Source organism: Nostoc sp. CHAB 5836, assembly GCF_020829445.1.
GTDB lineage: Bacteria > Cyanobacteriota > Cyanobacteriia > Cyanobacteriales > Nostocaceae > Nostoc.
On sequence record NZ_JAIVFV010000163.1, the window covers coordinates 1 to 15382 of the forward strand.

At 39.5% G+C, this 15382-nt stretch carries 13 protein-coding genes and 2 pseudogenes; 11 read left to right on the top strand and 4 right to left on the bottom strand.

Features of this window, described 5'->3' with window-relative positions:
- A pseudogene (locus tag LC605_RS25055) lies at nucleotides 1-93 on the top strand (IS5/IS1182 family transposase); the annotation flags it as partial.
- Between the two features lie 30 nt (nucleotides 94-123).
- Here the strand turns inward: LC605_RS25055 and LC605_RS25060 are convergent.
- A pseudogene (locus LC605_RS25060) lies at nucleotides 124-207 on the bottom strand (DUF2887 domain-containing protein); the annotation flags it as partial.
- Nucleotides 208-328: 121 nt separating this feature from the next.
- The gene (locus LC605_RS25065) at nucleotides 329-589 is read right to left on the bottom strand and encodes a hypothetical protein (protein WP_229550209.1); all 261 of its coding nucleotides are present in this window, start codon (nucleotides 587-589) and stop codon (nucleotides 329-331) included.
- Between the two features lie 240 nt (nucleotides 590-829).
- Between LC605_RS25065 and LC605_RS25070 the strand changes: the two genes are divergently transcribed.
- The 7 genes from LC605_RS25070 to LC605_RS34345 all read left to right on the top strand — a co-directional run bounded on the left by LC605_RS25070 (nucleotide 830) and on the right by LC605_RS34345 (nucleotide 7831).
- Complete coding sequence (locus tag LC605_RS25070; RefSeq protein WP_229550210.1) at nucleotides 830-1945, top strand: hypothetical protein; 1116 nt, start codon at nucleotides 830-832, stop codon at nucleotides 1943-1945.
- Nucleotides 1942-2982, top strand: a complete 1041-nt coding sequence (locus LC605_RS25075) for a MoxR family ATPase (RefSeq protein WP_229550211.1) — start codon at nucleotides 1942-1944, stop codon at nucleotides 2980-2982. Before LC605_RS25070 ends, LC605_RS25075 begins: the two co-directional genes overlap by 4 nt.
- Nucleotides 2979-4055, top strand: a complete 1077-nt coding sequence (locus tag LC605_RS25080; protein ID WP_229550212.1) for a hypothetical protein — start codon at nucleotides 2979-2981, stop codon at nucleotides 4053-4055. Before LC605_RS25075 ends, LC605_RS25080 begins: the two co-directional genes overlap by 4 nt.
- A 306-nt stretch (nucleotides 4056-4361) precedes the next feature.
- Nucleotides 4362-5915 (top strand): formylglycine-generating enzyme family protein, encoded by a 1554-nt coding sequence (locus tag LC605_RS25085; RefSeq protein ID WP_229550213.1) that lies wholly within the window; start codon nucleotides 4362-4364, stop codon nucleotides 5913-5915.
- Between the two features lie 137 nt (nucleotides 5916-6052).
- Complete coding sequence (gene avd / locus LC605_RS25090) at nucleotides 6053-6391, top strand: diversity-generating retroelement protein Avd (protein ID WP_229550214.1); 339 nt, start codon at nucleotides 6053-6055, stop codon at nucleotides 6389-6391.
- A gap of 207 nt (nucleotides 6392-6598) precedes the next feature.
- Nucleotides 6599-7657: an RNA-directed DNA polymerase gene (locus tag LC605_RS25095; RefSeq protein WP_229550215.1), complete on the top strand. Its 1059-nt coding sequence runs from the start codon at nucleotides 6599-6601 to the stop codon at nucleotides 7655-7657.
- Nucleotides 7658-7678: 21 nt separating this feature from the next.
- Nucleotides 7679-7831, top strand: a complete 153-nt coding sequence (locus tag LC605_RS34345; RefSeq protein ID WP_369010372.1) for a hypothetical protein — start codon at nucleotides 7679-7681, stop codon at nucleotides 7829-7831.
- 494 nt (nucleotides 7832-8325) lie between these two features.
- Here LC605_RS34345 and LC605_RS25105 read toward each other — a convergent pair whose 3' ends face one another.
- Nucleotides 8326-9999 carry an ATP-binding protein gene (locus LC605_RS25105; RefSeq protein ID WP_229550217.1) on the bottom strand — a complete coding sequence of 558 codons (1674 nt, stop codon included), beginning with the start codon at nucleotides 9997-9999 and terminating at the stop codon, nucleotides 8326-8328.
- 1132 nt (nucleotides 10000-11131) lie between these two features.
- Between LC605_RS25105 and LC605_RS25110 the strand changes: the two genes are divergently transcribed.
- Nucleotides 11132-11569: a CAAD domain-containing protein gene (locus LC605_RS25110; RefSeq protein WP_229550218.1), complete on the top strand. Its 438-nt coding sequence runs from the start codon at nucleotides 11132-11134 to the stop codon at nucleotides 11567-11569.
- Between the two features lie 508 nt (nucleotides 11570-12077).
- Here LC605_RS25110 and LC605_RS25115 read toward each other — a convergent pair.
- The gene (locus tag LC605_RS25115; protein ID WP_229550219.1) at nucleotides 12078-13160 is read right to left on the bottom strand and encodes an S-layer homology domain-containing protein; all 1083 of its coding nucleotides are present in this window, start codon (nucleotides 13158-13160) and stop codon (nucleotides 12078-12080) included.
- Between the two features lie 519 nt (nucleotides 13161-13679).
- On the opposite strand from LC605_RS25115, the gene LC605_RS25120 reads away from it, so the two are divergent.
- Both LC605_RS25120 and LC605_RS33125 read left to right on the top strand, forming a co-directional pair.
- A complete protein-coding gene (locus tag LC605_RS25120; RefSeq protein ID WP_229550220.1) occupies nucleotides 13680-15038 on the top strand; it encodes a sensor histidine kinase in 1359 nt (452 codons plus the stop codon).
- 70 nt (nucleotides 15039-15108) lie between these two features.
- Entirely contained in the window at nucleotides 15109-15243 is a 135-nt protein-coding gene (locus tag LC605_RS33125) for a hypothetical protein (RefSeq protein ID WP_267868658.1), read from the top strand.
- The last annotated feature ends 139 nt before the right edge of the window (nucleotides 15244-15382 follow it).

The window sequence follows — 15382 nt, forward strand, 5'->3', positions numbered from 1 at the left end:
CGTTTAAGTAAAGATTATGAAAGATTACCCCAAACCTCGGAGACATTTATCTATATTGCGATGATTCGGATTATGGTCAGACGATTGGCATGATTTTTGACTGGTTTTGACTTTTAAAACATCCTCTGATGCTTGCAAATTAATTAATTCAAAAAAAGCACTGGGGAAAGTTTGAAATAAACGATAGAAAATGGAGTCTGTTTTCATGATGGTAGTCTGTTAATAAATTCCCTGTAGAGACGGCGATTTATCGCGTCTCTTATTGTAGAGGTGGGTTAAGCGCACCGCCTTCACCCACAATCGAACACCAGATACAACCAACCCAAAACTAGTTCAAAGGCCAATTTTGCGGTTTCTTGAGATTTTTGTCAGCTTCTTCTAACATCCGACGAGTCGCATCTTGGGACATTTTTTTGGTCTCATCAATCATCACCAAAGCCACTTTTGTCAAGCCAGATGTAGTCGCCGGAGGTAGTTTATCCATACTCTCAAGGACAACACTAGTCACGAGTAGCACCCCACTCAATACAGTGGTGGTGACATATACTTTATGGGCTAAGTTGGCTTGTTGAGTCAAGTTGGTATTCATCAATCCCTCCAATATAAGTAGGCGAATTACTTTCTACTCACATATTCGGGGATCAATATTTCGCTTCTGTGGATCATCAATGCGGATGATCGGCAATTTTATGATAATTTTTACTTATGCAATTCAAATGCAGTTATTGCAAGCTTTTCAGGATATTGTTATACAATACATTAGAAGTTTTTGTTTCTGTGCAGAATTTGTGGATCATCGGCATTTTAATTTGGAGTTGGCATTTTGAGCGTGTCAGAGTCTACACCCAACAAGAATAGCAAGAGTTGTATATTAACTAAGGATGGTAGAAAAAACCTAAATGATGCCCTGAATAAAAAATATAAAAGCCTCAATATCAACAAATCCCAACTACATAAAGACATAGGTGAATACCAAATCAGCTATGACACTGTTTGCAAAATATTAGACAAACCTACAGAAAGAGTAACCCGTAAGTATCTGGATATTTTATTTAATTTCCTCAAAATTGATCTAAAAGAAAGTGACTATGAAACTCCTGAAAAAAAACCACATTCAATAACTCAGGAGACTAATAGTTCTTCTGAAACTCCTATTCAAAGGCTCAAAGCTGCTTTAGAGGATTTAAACTATGAATACCAAAAACGCTTATTTAAAGATGCAATTGGGCAACTTAAACCAACAGCAACTTTTTTAATTCATGGCAAACATGATTACGGACAACAATGGTTAGTTAATTTGCTCAGATACCAACATCTACCTTTACATACAACAGATGTTTGGCAGCATCCATTGAAAATTAATCGTCGTGACGCAAATATCGAGAATATTTGGCGAAAACTAGCGGAATTACTTGGCACTCCAAATTCAGCACCAGAGATTCTTGCAGAAGAACTTTACAAACATTGGGAAAGCCGCCCAGTAATTTTAGTTCTATACATAGAACATATTGCTGATCGTTATTTAGAACAATTTATCAATGATTTTTGGAAACGTTTGGTTGACATGGTAAACACGGCTTATTCGTCATCACCAAACAATAATAAAATTAATAGAAATAATAGATTAGTTTTGTTTCTAGTTGATAATGCAAATTCTCAAGCAAAGTTACAAAAATATTTACTAATCAACCCAGAGAAAACTGAATCTTATAAACCTCTAGTATTACAAATAATAGAGCATTTTAACCCAGATTGGATACAAGATTGGGTTGGTATCCAATCCCATTATCAACTATTCTCGGAACTGTGGAAGGTTTCAGAATTTAGAAGCGAGGAATTGCGGAAAATAGGATTAAATTATTCTACACCTGTATCTGTCTTCAGAGAAATTTGTAATTGTTGTGAATTAGACTGGCAAGATATTGAAACTAAACTATCATTATGACAAACAAAGAAATAGAGTATAAATATACAGGTAAGCTAGAACCACAGGTTAAAGAAAATACCACTAATACAGATATCATAAGCCAAAGGCAATCTCCTTATTTACCTGATGAAAACTTAGTAAAAGCTGTTAACTTAGCAATTTATCTCCAGCGTCCCTTATTATTACAAGGAGAACCAGGATGTGGCAAAACTCTCTTAGCTCGTGCTATTGCTAACGAATTTAAAGAACGTTTGAAAGTTAAAAATTATCCCTACTTTCCTTGGTACATTAAATCTACTAGCCGCGCTAAAGAAGGGTTATATACCTATGATGTTGTTGGACGCTTGCGTGATGCCCAGTTAGTAGGTACGGCTTCTGCTCAAAATTATCTGAATGAAAAAGAAAAAGAAAATTTATTTAATCGGCTAAAAGACCAGAATTCATATATTACATGGGGCGCTTTAGGCAATGCTTTTCGAGAAGAAAAATATTGTCCAATTGTTCTCATTGATGAAATAGATAAGGCTGATATCGATTTTCCTAATGACCTTTTGCTAGAACTTGATGAAAAAAAGTTTATTGTTACAGAAACGGCAGAGACAATCGAAGCAGAACAGCCGCCAATTGTGATAATTACCAGTAATAGCGAAAAAGAATTACCTGATGCTTTCTTGCGACGTTGCATTTTTTATTATTTAGATTTTCCCGAAGAAGAAAGATTAATTAATATTGTTAATGCTCATTTTGCTTATTCGTTGGATATAAAATTAGTAACAGTCGCCGTTGAGCAATTTATTGAGTTACGCGGTAAGGGAGCTAGCAGAAGAGATAGTAAAAAAGCTAGCACTAGTGAGTTACTAGACTTAATGAAATCGCTCAATAATTATGCTACCAAAGAAATAGAAGCAGAATTACCACCAGAAGAAATTACGCCAGAAAAAATCACAGAAAAAGCTTTCGATATTATTAAAAATCTCGCCGAGAATCTTCCCCTTTTAGGAACATTACTCAAAACCAAAGATGACCAAGATTATTATAAGAAGCAATTAAAGTGAGTCAGCAAAAACCCCCTTTGTTTGATTTATTTATCCTGATGCGAGAGGAATTAGGCTTACCTCTGACAATTGACCAATATTACTTGCTATTGGAAGCTTTAAAAGGAGGATTTGGAATTGCTAGTCGTGAAGAATTAAAAAAAATATGTCGGCTGTTGTGGATTAAATCACAATTCTCGCGCCAAGCCGAGAATTTTGAAGAATGTTTTGATGAGTATTTTAAAAGATATGATGAACGGGTAAAACCTGCACCTAAAAAACCAAAGGACACTCAAGAAGATATTCCATCGCTAGAAACACCACCCAATTCTGTTGAGAAAGATGAGTCGGAACCTCTAGAAACGCCGCCAGAAATACCATCAAAAGGTAATTTACAAGTTCCTATTGCAATTCGAGGAAAACTGCTTCCGAAAAAATTATTTAGAAAAGATGTATATCAATTAAGTGCAAGAGACTTTCCGGTAACGGAACGGCAAATCCAGCAAAGTTGGCGTTATTTGCGCCGTCCTATTCGAGAGGGAGCATTAACTGAGATAGATATAGAAGCGACTATTCAACAAGTTTGTCAGCAGGGAATTTTTCTACAACCTGTGCTGATTTCTAACCGAATTAATCGGGCAGAATTACTTTTATTGATTGATGTTTCTAACTCAATGGTTCCTTTTTATCTGCTTTCGCAACAATTGGTTGATAATTTAAAAGGTGGGCGTTTGGGTAAGGCTGATATTTATTACTTTCGTAACTGTCCGGGAGATTACTTATACTTTCATCCCCAGCATCCCCAAGCAAAACTTATTCATGACTTGCTGCCCAAATTGCACAGTAAGCGGACTGTTGCTTTAATTATCAGTGATGGAGGTGCTGCCCGTGGGGGCGTTAATCAAAATAGAATTGAATTTACAGAGGAGTTTATCAAAAATTTTGCGTCTTGCGTTCGTTATATTGCTTGGCTTAATCCCATACCAGAGGAACGTTGGCTATATACTACTGCTCAGAAGATTTCTGAATTTGTGCAGATGTTTGAACTCAATTCTTCTGGTTTGAAAGCTGCGATTCGTTCTGCTAAAAGTTAAAATAATTGGTGATTCCTAACCCTTCAACCCAAATTTTGAGCTAGCCCTGGCGACTAGAAGTCGCGGCTACACAGACAAAACCTGCCTCCGCAGGTTAAAAACTCTTGATTTTTTCTTAGTCCACGCAGGTGGACTTTGTTTGTGTAGTAGCGAATTCTATTCGCTAGAAGTCGCGGCTACACAGACAAAACCTGCCTCCGCAGGTTAAAAACTCTTGATTTTTTCTTAGTCCACGCAGGTGGACTTTGTTTGTGTAGTAGCGAATTCTATTCGCCTAATCTTTTCTTGTAATTTATAAGCCCTGTGATGAAATCTAAAATTAAGTATAAATTCACTCATGAGCGTTTGGCAGCTTTTGCAAATAGCTTTGGTGAGGCGCATCTAGATTTAGCTTGTCGTGCTGCTTTTCCTTTGGCGCTTACACCAGAACTTTTATATTGTTTACGAGAGAATTTTGTACCTGATGCTCCCTTTATCGCTGTTGCTGATATTTTATTGTTTCTCTGTCAACCTGTAGGTTATCAACTTTATGAACTGGAAGGTGAAGTACGCAATGAGTTATTTGTTTATCTAAAAAAACGTTTGCGTAATCAGAGATTATATAAGCAGCAATTGCATAAATTGTCTGATTTTATGGTTGCTTATATTCGGCAACAATTAAAAACTAATGATTATGCTGATGAAGATTTGGGTGCAACACCTCATTGGACTGCTTTAGCTTATATTTCGCCTAAACAAGCAGTTCATGATATTGCTAACACTTTCAAAGAAGTATTACACGAAAAGCTGGAAAATTTGGTACAATTCAGTTCTTTAATGGAAAGTTATGCTGATACTGAACCATTAATTAATTCTGGATTTCAACCTTTGCTAACTTTATCTCGTGGTTTGGATGCCAAAGCGCGAGGCGATGAGGAAATGGCAGAGGCAGAGTTTGAAAAGTTGCGTCAAGAATATGGCAATCAGTTAGAAGTTGCAGGAGTGAAGTTTGACATTCCGATACCAGGTGTTGAATTATCCAATTTTGAGTTTGAAGTTGTGACTGTTAACCGTCGTGGTGAAATTATTAAACAAGAAACTAAACAGGCGAGATATTTCACTGAATATTTAGGCGATAATATTAAACTAGAAATGGTGGCTATTCCTGGCGGTAAATTTATGATGGGTTCGGCGGATGGGGAAGGTCATAAAGATGAGTATCCCCAACATGAGGTAAATGTGCCACCATTTTTTATGGCTAAATATCTTGTAACTCAAGCGCAATGGAAGGCTGTTGCTGCATTACCTAAAATTGAACGTGATTTGGAGCCAGAACCATCACATTTTTCAGGTGATGATTTACCAGTAGACTCTATTTCGTGGTATGATGCTGAGGAGTTTTGCAAGAGGCTCTCTCAAAAAACCGGACGACAATATCGTTTACCCACTGAAGCGGAGTGGGAATACGCTTGTCGGGCAAAAACTACAACACCATTTCATTTTGGTGAGACAATTACTGGTAAACTAGCTAATTATGATGCTAGTGAAACTTTTAGTAAGGAACCTAAAGGAGAGTATCGACAAAAAACTACATCAGTAAAAACTTTTCTCCCCAATGCCTTTGGTTTATTTGATATGCATGGCAATTTGTGGGAATGGTGCGCTGATATTTGGCAGGATAACTATGAAGGTGCTCCTACTGATGGTAGTGAGTGGATAAACCAAATTGATAATGATAATCATTTCCGAGTGCTGCGCGGTGGTTCGTGGGACGACTATCCTGGAAACTGTCGCTCTGCTAACCGCATCAGGAACGATCCCGGCAACGACGACAACGACGGTTTTCGGGTGGTGTGCGGTGCTGCGGCGAGGATTCTTTAGCTCTTTACACTTTTCCCCTTTTGCCCTTTATCCTATTTTCTTTACCCTTTTCAAGTGTAGCGAAGCGGAACGATCTTTTTTTTGCAAGAGTTTGGGGAGGTGCGTACCTAACCTTTTATAAATATATCACAAAACTAATGGAAGATTTGCCAATTATTCAAAAAACCTACGATTTAATTAAATGGTATGTTCCAATTCTCACTCGCTTACCCAAAGCGCATAAATTCACTTTAGGCGAGAGGATCATAAATAAGTTATACGATTTGTTAGAGGGTTTAATTACTGCTCGTTATGCTAAACAAAAAATAACTCTATTACAATCACTGAATACTCAGCTAGATATTTTACGTTATCAAACGCGGCTTTTGTTAGATTTGCAGCTAATTCCAGTATATCGTTATGAATATGCCGGAAAATCAATCAACGATATTGGGACAGATTTAGGTGGTTGGATTAAACAGCAAAATAAGTCTTAGTATTTATTATATAGCAATTATAATCATTCGTGAATATACGTCCCAGGTTTCAGCACCTCACTGTTAGAGCGTTGCTCCCCTTAAGCCCTGGCGAATAGAATTCGCGGCTACACAGACAAAACCCACCTCCGTGGGTTAAAAACCTAATTTTATTTAGTCCACGAGGTGCAATATTAGAGAAGTCGAGGATCTGAGAACTACTATCTTATGAAACGTTACGGTAATCTTTACCCTGAAATTATTGAGTTTGAAAATATATTGCTTGCTGCACGAAAAGCTCAGAAAGGCAAGTGCTTTAGAGAACAAGTTTTACCGTTTAATTATAATTTAGAAACAGAATTAATCAAAATACAACAAGAACTAGAAGGCAAAACTTATCAGCCTGGTAACTATAGAACTTTTTATATTCAAGAACCAAAAATTCGGATGATTTCTGCGGCTCCCTATCGAGATAGGGTGGTACATCATTCTTTGTGTAATGTAATATTACCGATTCTTGAAACTACATTTATTGCTGATTCTTACGCTAATCGATTGGGTTTTGGTACTCATCGTGCTTTAGAGCGCTTTGTCAAGTTTTCTCGTTCTAGTCGCTATGTGCTTCAATGTGATATTCAAAAATATTTTCCTAGTATCGACCATGAAATTTTGAAAGGTCTATTACGCCGAAAAATCAAATGTCCGGATACACTTTGGTTAATTGATACTATTATTGACAACAGTAATGAACAGTTAGCAGTAATCGACCATTTTCAAGGAGATGAATTATTAACGCCATTACAACGACGGCGGGGTTTACCGATTGGCAATCTTACCAGTCAATTTTTTGCTAATGTTTATCTAAATGGATTTGACCATTTTATAAAAGAAGAACTTCAAGTAAAAAAATATCTCCGCTACGTTGATGATTTTGCTTTATTTTCTGATGATTGGGGATTTTTAGCGGAAGCAAGATTGGCTATTGAAGAATATCTTTCTAAGTTAAGGATAAAAATTCATCCTGTAAAAAGTCAATTATTTGCAACAAAACATGGTACTAATTTTGTAGGCTTTCGCATTTTTCCAGACTCCATTAGAGTCCGTACAGAAAATTTAAGACGGGCAAGACGCAGAGTTAGGGGTATGCAGAATGATTATATTCAAGGTAGAATTAGTCAAGAAAAAGTATCCCAATCAATTCAAAGTTGGTTTGCTCATTTAGAGCATGGGGATACGTGGCAGTTACGCCGAAAGATATTTACCTCTATCGTTTGGGCGAGGGGGTAGAGAAGGGACAGGCAACTCCGAGTGCTGCGCGGTGGTTCGTGGAACAACAATCCTGAAAACTGTCGCTCTGCTAACCGCAACAGGAACAATCCCGACAACGACAACAACAACGGTTTTCGGGTGGTGTGCGGTGCTGCGGCGAGCGCTCTTCTGTGCCAGAGTCGGCGGATGTGAATGCGTCGAGCGTGCCAAAGAAGAGTCCAGACCTGTTCCTGTGATGTTGGTGACGATATCCAAAAATCAAACTGGGTTGGGTAGCTTGGTAGGTATTTAGCCGAAGAGTTGCCCAATTCTATTAATGGCATGATGCCGGCCAAATCATATCATGTCCGGGTAATTAGTTATGATTCGCACAGTAATTGCATAGCGGTTCTCACTTGGGTGCAATACAGACCTAACCCCCAACCCCTTCCCTACAAGGGAAGGGGAGTAAGATTCACTGACATTGATAGGTTTTGTTATTAGGCAATACGCTTGGGTTAAGGCTAAAGCTGTTTGCCAAAGTCAATTTTTTTAACGTAGACGCTTCGGCTTGCCGCAGGCTACCGCATTCGCGTTAGCATCTCCCCAAGGGAGAAGGACGCAAACGCGAGTGCGTCTCGTAAGAGTTGGATGCAAAGAGAAGGAAGAAATGCTTAACTGAGCCGAAGGGATGCCCAATGTCCAATTCAATCCTGCACAGTCATTGGCAGACGAATGGTGAAAGTAGAGCCGACTCCCGGCTGACTTTTGACAATAATTTCACCACCCATCATCTGGCAAAAGTAGCGGCTAATTGCCAACCCCAGTCCCGTACCTCCATACTTTTTCGTAGTTGAGGTATCTCCTTGTGTAAAAGGTTGAAATAACTGCTGCTGTTGACGGTGAGACATACCTATGCCTGTGTCGGTAACGGTAAAAGAAATGCTCCCGAAAGGAGTCTCCGGTCGAAATTCGTCCTTTTCTCTGTTGACTGTCAGCGTCACCTTGCCGTTTGTAGTGAATTTACTGGCGTTGCTGAGTAAGTTTAATAATACCTGTCGCATTCTAGTTTGATCGGCGTACATAGTGCCAAGTTGCTGATCAAAATTGACTTCTAAAACATTGGCATTTTTTTCGATCGCTGGTTTGACTGTGAGGACAACGTTATGAATCAGCGTCGCAATCTCGAATGTTTCTGGATAGAGGGTCATTTTGCCCGCTTCAATTTTTGACAAGTCAAGGATTTCGTTAATCAGGTGCAGTAGATGCTTACCAGCTGCGTTAATTGTTTCTAAGTCTGTGATAAAGTCTGCCGATAAACCAAGATCGGTAGCGTCGTCTTCTAGAAGCTGGCTTAAGCCGATGACAGCATTTAACGGTGTGCGTAATTCGTGGCTGACATTAGCTAAAAATATGCTTTTTGCCTTGCTAGCAGCTTCGGCTAATTCTTTGGCTTGTTCTAGTTCTTTTGTTCGCTCAGAGACTCGCTCAATTAGACGATTTAGAGATTTGGCGAGTAGGCCGATTTCATCTTCGGTGGTGACGGGCGCCCGCAAATCGAAATTAGATTTTCTTGCAACTTGTTCAGCTACTTGGGTTACAGTGATGACTGGTTCTGCGATCGCCCGACTGGTACGCCAAGCTACAATAGCTGCGATCGCCACCGAAACCAGCATACTAATGATCACGATGAATCGCTCAACTATTTTTGCCTGCTCAACGGCTTTTTGCCTTTCTTGCTCTTGTTCTTGGGCAGTTTGCAGGATGTTAGTCAAGCTTTGAGAAAGCTGATGTAGCCGGATGGCTGTTTTACCACCCATTATTGTCAATAACTGCGATCGGGCAGAGGAAATCTGCTGACGCTGCACTTTTGGGGAGTCAATTTTCTTTAATACAACCTCGATTTCCTCAAAGTAATCTCTTAAACTAGTTGTGTAACCCACCAATAACGTCTGTAAAGTCGAACTTGTTGCGGCTAGTCTTTTAGGTTTACTGTCAATAAATCCGCCAATTTTTGACTCTAGTTCCTCGGCTTTTTTAACATTCTTCAGAAAATCGGCTTTTTTGCTTTGTAGCTGTTGTGAATCTTCCAATACAGCAACTAGGTTAGAGCTATGTAATTGCGCCCCGACTACTGCATCTTTATAATTACTCAGTAGTTGCCCTTGTTCATAGGCTTGATTGAATTGCCTGACTTCCCTTCCCCGGTAGTAGTTGGCGATCACTAACCCAGTCAGTGAGCCAAAAAAGCCAATTCCGATAGCTACAAAGTACCCATAGCCAATTTTTTGATGGATGCGCCAGGAACTGGCTTTGAGTTTCCCTCGTGAGGGAAACTCTATGGTCGGGAGTTCGTCTGTCGATGGCTCTTCGGCTGACACTTTTTTGCTTTCTGAACTGCTGTCGATAGGGGTTGGCTTTTGAGGAAGGTATTTCTCAAACCTCCTTGCCTTCCCGCAAAAATCACCAAATCAGTTTAGCTTGTGCAAACACTTTTACTGGTGATTAATATTTAGATTATCTTCTTTTATAGCAATAGCAAATCATTACTTACTAAATAATTAACATAAACCTATAGAAGCTAAGTCATTTTGATAGCAATGCTCCTAAATACAATTACGGAGAGTAAATAGAATTCACTTTTTTCAGCAGCAACAATTCATTTCCTGCACTAGAGACCGATCACAGATGGTCTTCGCCTTACCACAACACTTTCCTCAATATGGGGTTGATAACAATGAGTTCTTGCCATCAGGGATGCCACTACTCTACCTTAACTGCTTCCTTATAAAATTAATACAATCAGGAAAAAAACAAAAGCTTTGATAATTAGAGCGACGTAAATAAAGCTAGCTGGCTAAGACTGTCATTTGTCATTCGTCATTCGTCATTCGTCATTTATAAGAGTTTAAGGTATATTTACGTTTCGTAATATAGTTTAATTTATTCTAGCCGACTTACTTATTTGTTGGGCATTGGGTATTGATTATTTCTCGCTCGTCTTCAAGGCAGGTCTATCATAAAATAGCTTAAAAGTCTAGTCTGTGTGAACACACAAAAATTTTTATTACGTATTAATATCAATACGAATGCGTTAATTGACGGACACGGCTTAAGATAGCTTTAATATCGGCTAAGATCCGGTTTTAGGCTTATATAAGTGAGAAGTGGGCTGATTTTTGCCAGATTTGTACTTAAATTTAGTACGATTATGAGCGAATGACACGCAATGGGATAATCACAACCTGGGGATTCCAGTTGATTTGAAAAAAGAACTCAGAAAGCTGATCAGAACACATCCTGCTGCCTTCTTAGTTCTATCCTCCTCCTGAGTGTCTACCTTGTAGTTGATGCAGTAGATATTACGGGGCAATTATAGTTATAGGACACTAAAACCCTTTTGTGCCCTTTACGCAATTGTGCTAATGCACTTGTGCATTACCTAATCAACAGCCTTTTGGTTGTAATTATCCAGATTAGAAAAACTCAACTGTCAAATTTATAGGAGTGAAAATGCCAGAACAAGAATTTACCGAAACCGCATCCAAAGAGACTACAGTGGCAGAGATCAACAGCCAAACAGGAACCATCACCAAACTTCAGCCTCCCGCACAGTCTCAAGATGAATGGCAAAAATATGGTGAGCAAATTTCTACCTTTTTGGCAACATTGCCAGAATATCTGGGAAGCTTCTTTAATCAATATAAGCAACCCCTGATCACTATTGGTTTAATTGTGGGATCAATTGTTGGGGTTAAAGTACTCTTGGCAATATTAGATGCTTTGAACGATATCCCCTTGGTAGCACCTACTTTTGAGTTGATTGGTATTGGTTACTCTGCTTGGTTTGTTTACCGCTATTTACTCAAAGCCTCAACCAGGAAAGAGTTAACTACTGAAATCACCACTCTTAAATCACAAGTGGTTGGTCAACAAATTCCAGAAGCTTAACGGTACGCGAACGCTCTAATTGCAAATCACCGAAGTCTGATCGCCGACTTCTGGCGATCAGACTTTTAGCTTTGATTTAAGGTGAGTTAGATGAACCTTTCCCTGAGTTGAACTAAAGCTCAAGTCTGTCCCTCTCCGATTCGGAGAGGGAGGGTTTGGCGTAGTAAAACCTCTTAGAGGTTGTTTGAAAAGTCTATTAGACATCTGACAATTCAGGTTATGTGGAAAAGTCTACCAAAAACCTAACCCCCTAACCCCCAACTCGTGGCGGGAAGGGGGAAATTCAAAGTCTCTCTCCTTAAAGGAAGAGAGAAATAGAAGTGAGGTTTTCCAGATGACCTGAATTGTCAGATTAGACATCTGGTGAAATCAAATATGCGTTACCCAGAACCCTTGTAGAGACGTAGCAGTGCTACGTCTCTACATTTTTTTCACTCCTATGTCTAATTTATTACTTGCGTCGAGCATTCACAGTGGGCGAGAGTTTTGGAGAGACGCTACGGGATACCTACGGCGGGCTAGGACTAGGCACAATGTTTTCAGATGAAATTGCCTGCAATTTGCCCCGTTTTACTAAAGCTTGATGAATCATCGCCGCCACTTCCGCGCGAGTAGCTACTTTGTTAGGAGCAAGAATTTGTGGATTTGGATCGTTAACTACTAGACCATTGACTGTAGCAGTGCCTATTTTGCTAATAGCATAGGTTGGAATATCTTTAGCATCTTTATAGACACTTAAAATCTGATTTGGGGAAGTGGGCGCTTTCAAATTCAGCCCACTGACAAGGGCTACTAAAACTTGCACTCGTGAAATATTTTGTTCTGGTTTGAAGGTTTTTTTCGGGTAGCCTTTGAGAAATCCGGTACTGATGGCTTGGTCAATTGCTGGAGTTGCCCAGAATTTTGGTGGTACATCTTCAAAGGCGATCGCGGTCTTAGACGGTTCTTGGTCAAAGGCTTTTTCCAGTATGGCAGCAAATTCGGCGCGGCTTACAGGCTGATTTGGTCTAAAAGAGTAATCAGGAAAACCCTCAACAATACCACGGGAAGAAAGAACGTCTATAAAAGGCCGGGCCCAAAAGTTGTTGGGCACATCGTTAAATGCGATTGGCGGCGGAATGATTGATTTTTGTTTTGCCGGAGTTACTAAAGGCAACGCTGATGATTTAATTGATGACTCAACTTCTGTTGAAGAAGATACAGGTGTCTGTACTTGTGGGGGTTGAGTTGGGATTACCTGAGTTGATGGTAATACTATGGGGGAAGCAGTTGCGCTGTTAGTTGGCAATGTCGGCGTCTTGGGTTCAACAACAGCCTCAGGTGAAGAATAGGATAAAACGTTGTTGGGGACTGCATTTGGTTGTACTTTGGGAGTAGAGGAGGGCAATACTTGATTTGGTTGAACACCAGAAGACGGAGTGGACTCAGGCGACAGCAGCCCGTTTAAGTTCCAGCTAGAATTTCTGCCAGACAATGACCAAAAAAGAATCGCTCCGATAGTGGTGAAAGCAACCAAAACGGCTATAAATTCATCAAAGCCAAGGGCTGTTCTTTGAGATGACTCCGGTTCGGAAGGAGGTCTATTTGTCATCGTGATTACCCTGGTAGCAGTAAAATTTGTATCTAAACAAATTAAGCCACAGATGACTCTTTTACACCAGCCCTTGTTTAATTAATAATTCGTAATTTATAGAAAATATTCGGTTTCTGATTGGACGCCGAGCGATCGCAATTGGGATGCTTCCCCTAGTCAGGACTGAAGTCCTTATTTCCTAAGCACGCTTTGTGCTTACTACAAACCCTCAAAACTAACTTAGATATTGTACTAAGTAGAGCGGCGTAAATAATTAAAGATTTGTAGTGAACGCGAGTGCGTCTCGTAGAGAGGACTTTAGTCCTCATTTGAGGGCTGTTCGCGGAGCGTTCCCATAGGGTAGCCCTCACTACAAACTAATATCAAGATTTTTTACATTACTTAACCTAGTTTGATTGATTCTCACCAGCTTGCTTAGTCTTAATAGATACCTAAAGAGAAGCCGCATTTCCAGGGTGACAGAATGTAAAATATTAGCTTATTGTTTACCTGTCTTTGAAAAAATCAGGGTGTCTAGTGCCAGAAGAATTCAGTTGCCAAATCTTACCGCCATTTTTGTCTGTTGGTAGCGATCGCGATCTTGGTTTAGATTCAACCCTCCAAGAACTACCAATGTACGACTTCTCGGTGGAAATAAAACACACTGCTATGGAAGTGGTTAGTTTTTTGGAAAAATACCCCCTGCTACCAGGACTAATTTTGGTAGAAGAGGGAGAGTTCATTGGGATGATTTCGCGGCGGCGACTGCTGGAGTTTTTGATTCGCCCCTATGGACAAGAATTATTTGTTCAGCAACCATTAGCCGTTCTCTACAGCTATGCGCGGACAGCGATTTTGGTGCTTGCTGATACAACATCAATTTTAACTGCGATGCAACTTAGCTTAAAGCGATCGCCAGAATTATTAGCAGAACCAATTGTAGTAGAAACAGAATCTGGTGCTTATAGATTGTTAGATGTCCAAGAATTAAATCTTATTTCTTGGCAAATTCGGGGAATCGAAAATCTGGTGCGGTATGAACGCAGCCAAGCCCAAATGATTCAAAATGATAAAATGGCAAATCTGGGGCGTTTGGTAGACGGCGTAGCCCACGAAATTTTAGACCCAGTGGGTTTTATTTGGGGGAACATAATTTATGTTTCAAACTACAGCCAAGATTTACTCAAATTGATAGCGGCTTACGAGCAAGAGTTACCATCAGTTTCCCAGGCAATTAATCAGATTAAAGAAGAGATTGAATTTGATTTTTTAGAACAAGATTTGTCGCGATCGCTCGCTAGTATCCGCACTGGAGCGGAAAGATTAAAAAAGCTCGTTACTAGCTTGCAAAACTTTTGTCATATCGATGATATTTATCCAAAACCAGTAGATTTACACGCCTGTATAGATAGTATTATTTTATTAATTAATAGCCGTCTTAAAGGAGAAATTGAAATCGTCAAGTACTATGGACAATTACCCCCAGTATATTGCTTTATGGGGCAGATAAACCAGGTTCTGATGAATATTTTAAGCGAAGTTGTGGATAGTTTACTTAATGAAGCAGTGCGACAGCAGTTGCGTATAGAAGATACAATGACTGTTCAAAAATCCCGAATTGAGATTACGACAGAAGTTATTTCGCAAGAAGCAAGCAACCCAGATGCACCAGATTCTCGCTGGATATTAATTCGGATTGCTGATAATGGTTCTGGAATGTCTCAACAATTGCAACAGCAAATTATGGAGTCTTTTTCTCTCGAAACAAAGATCGGTAAAAATACTAGTTTAGCAGTAAGTTATCGAATTATCACCGCCAGACATGGCGGAAAATTGAGTTTTCATTCACAGATTGGTATAGGTACAAAATTTGAAATTTTATTGCCTTTAGTTTGATTGATTTGAAATTACGAATTCTTGTGCCTAGCAACTCGCCCTGACTTGTACTGCCCTTAAGGGAGTCGAGGTGTTAACCCAAGTTGCGGGTTATCAAAATCTGGGTGCTTTTCATCCAGAAATTAGCGCGATCGCCAATGAGAAATTGGTGGTCGCACTACGCACTACTACGATTTCGACCCAATTATCACTTCTATTCTACTGAAGCGATTTCAGGTAAGTAAGTCGGCAAAAATAAATCAAACTATATTAAGAAACGTAAATACACTTTAAACCCTTATGAATGACAAAGGACAAAGGACAAATGACAGCCCTAGCCAGTTAGCTTTATTTGCGTCGCTCTA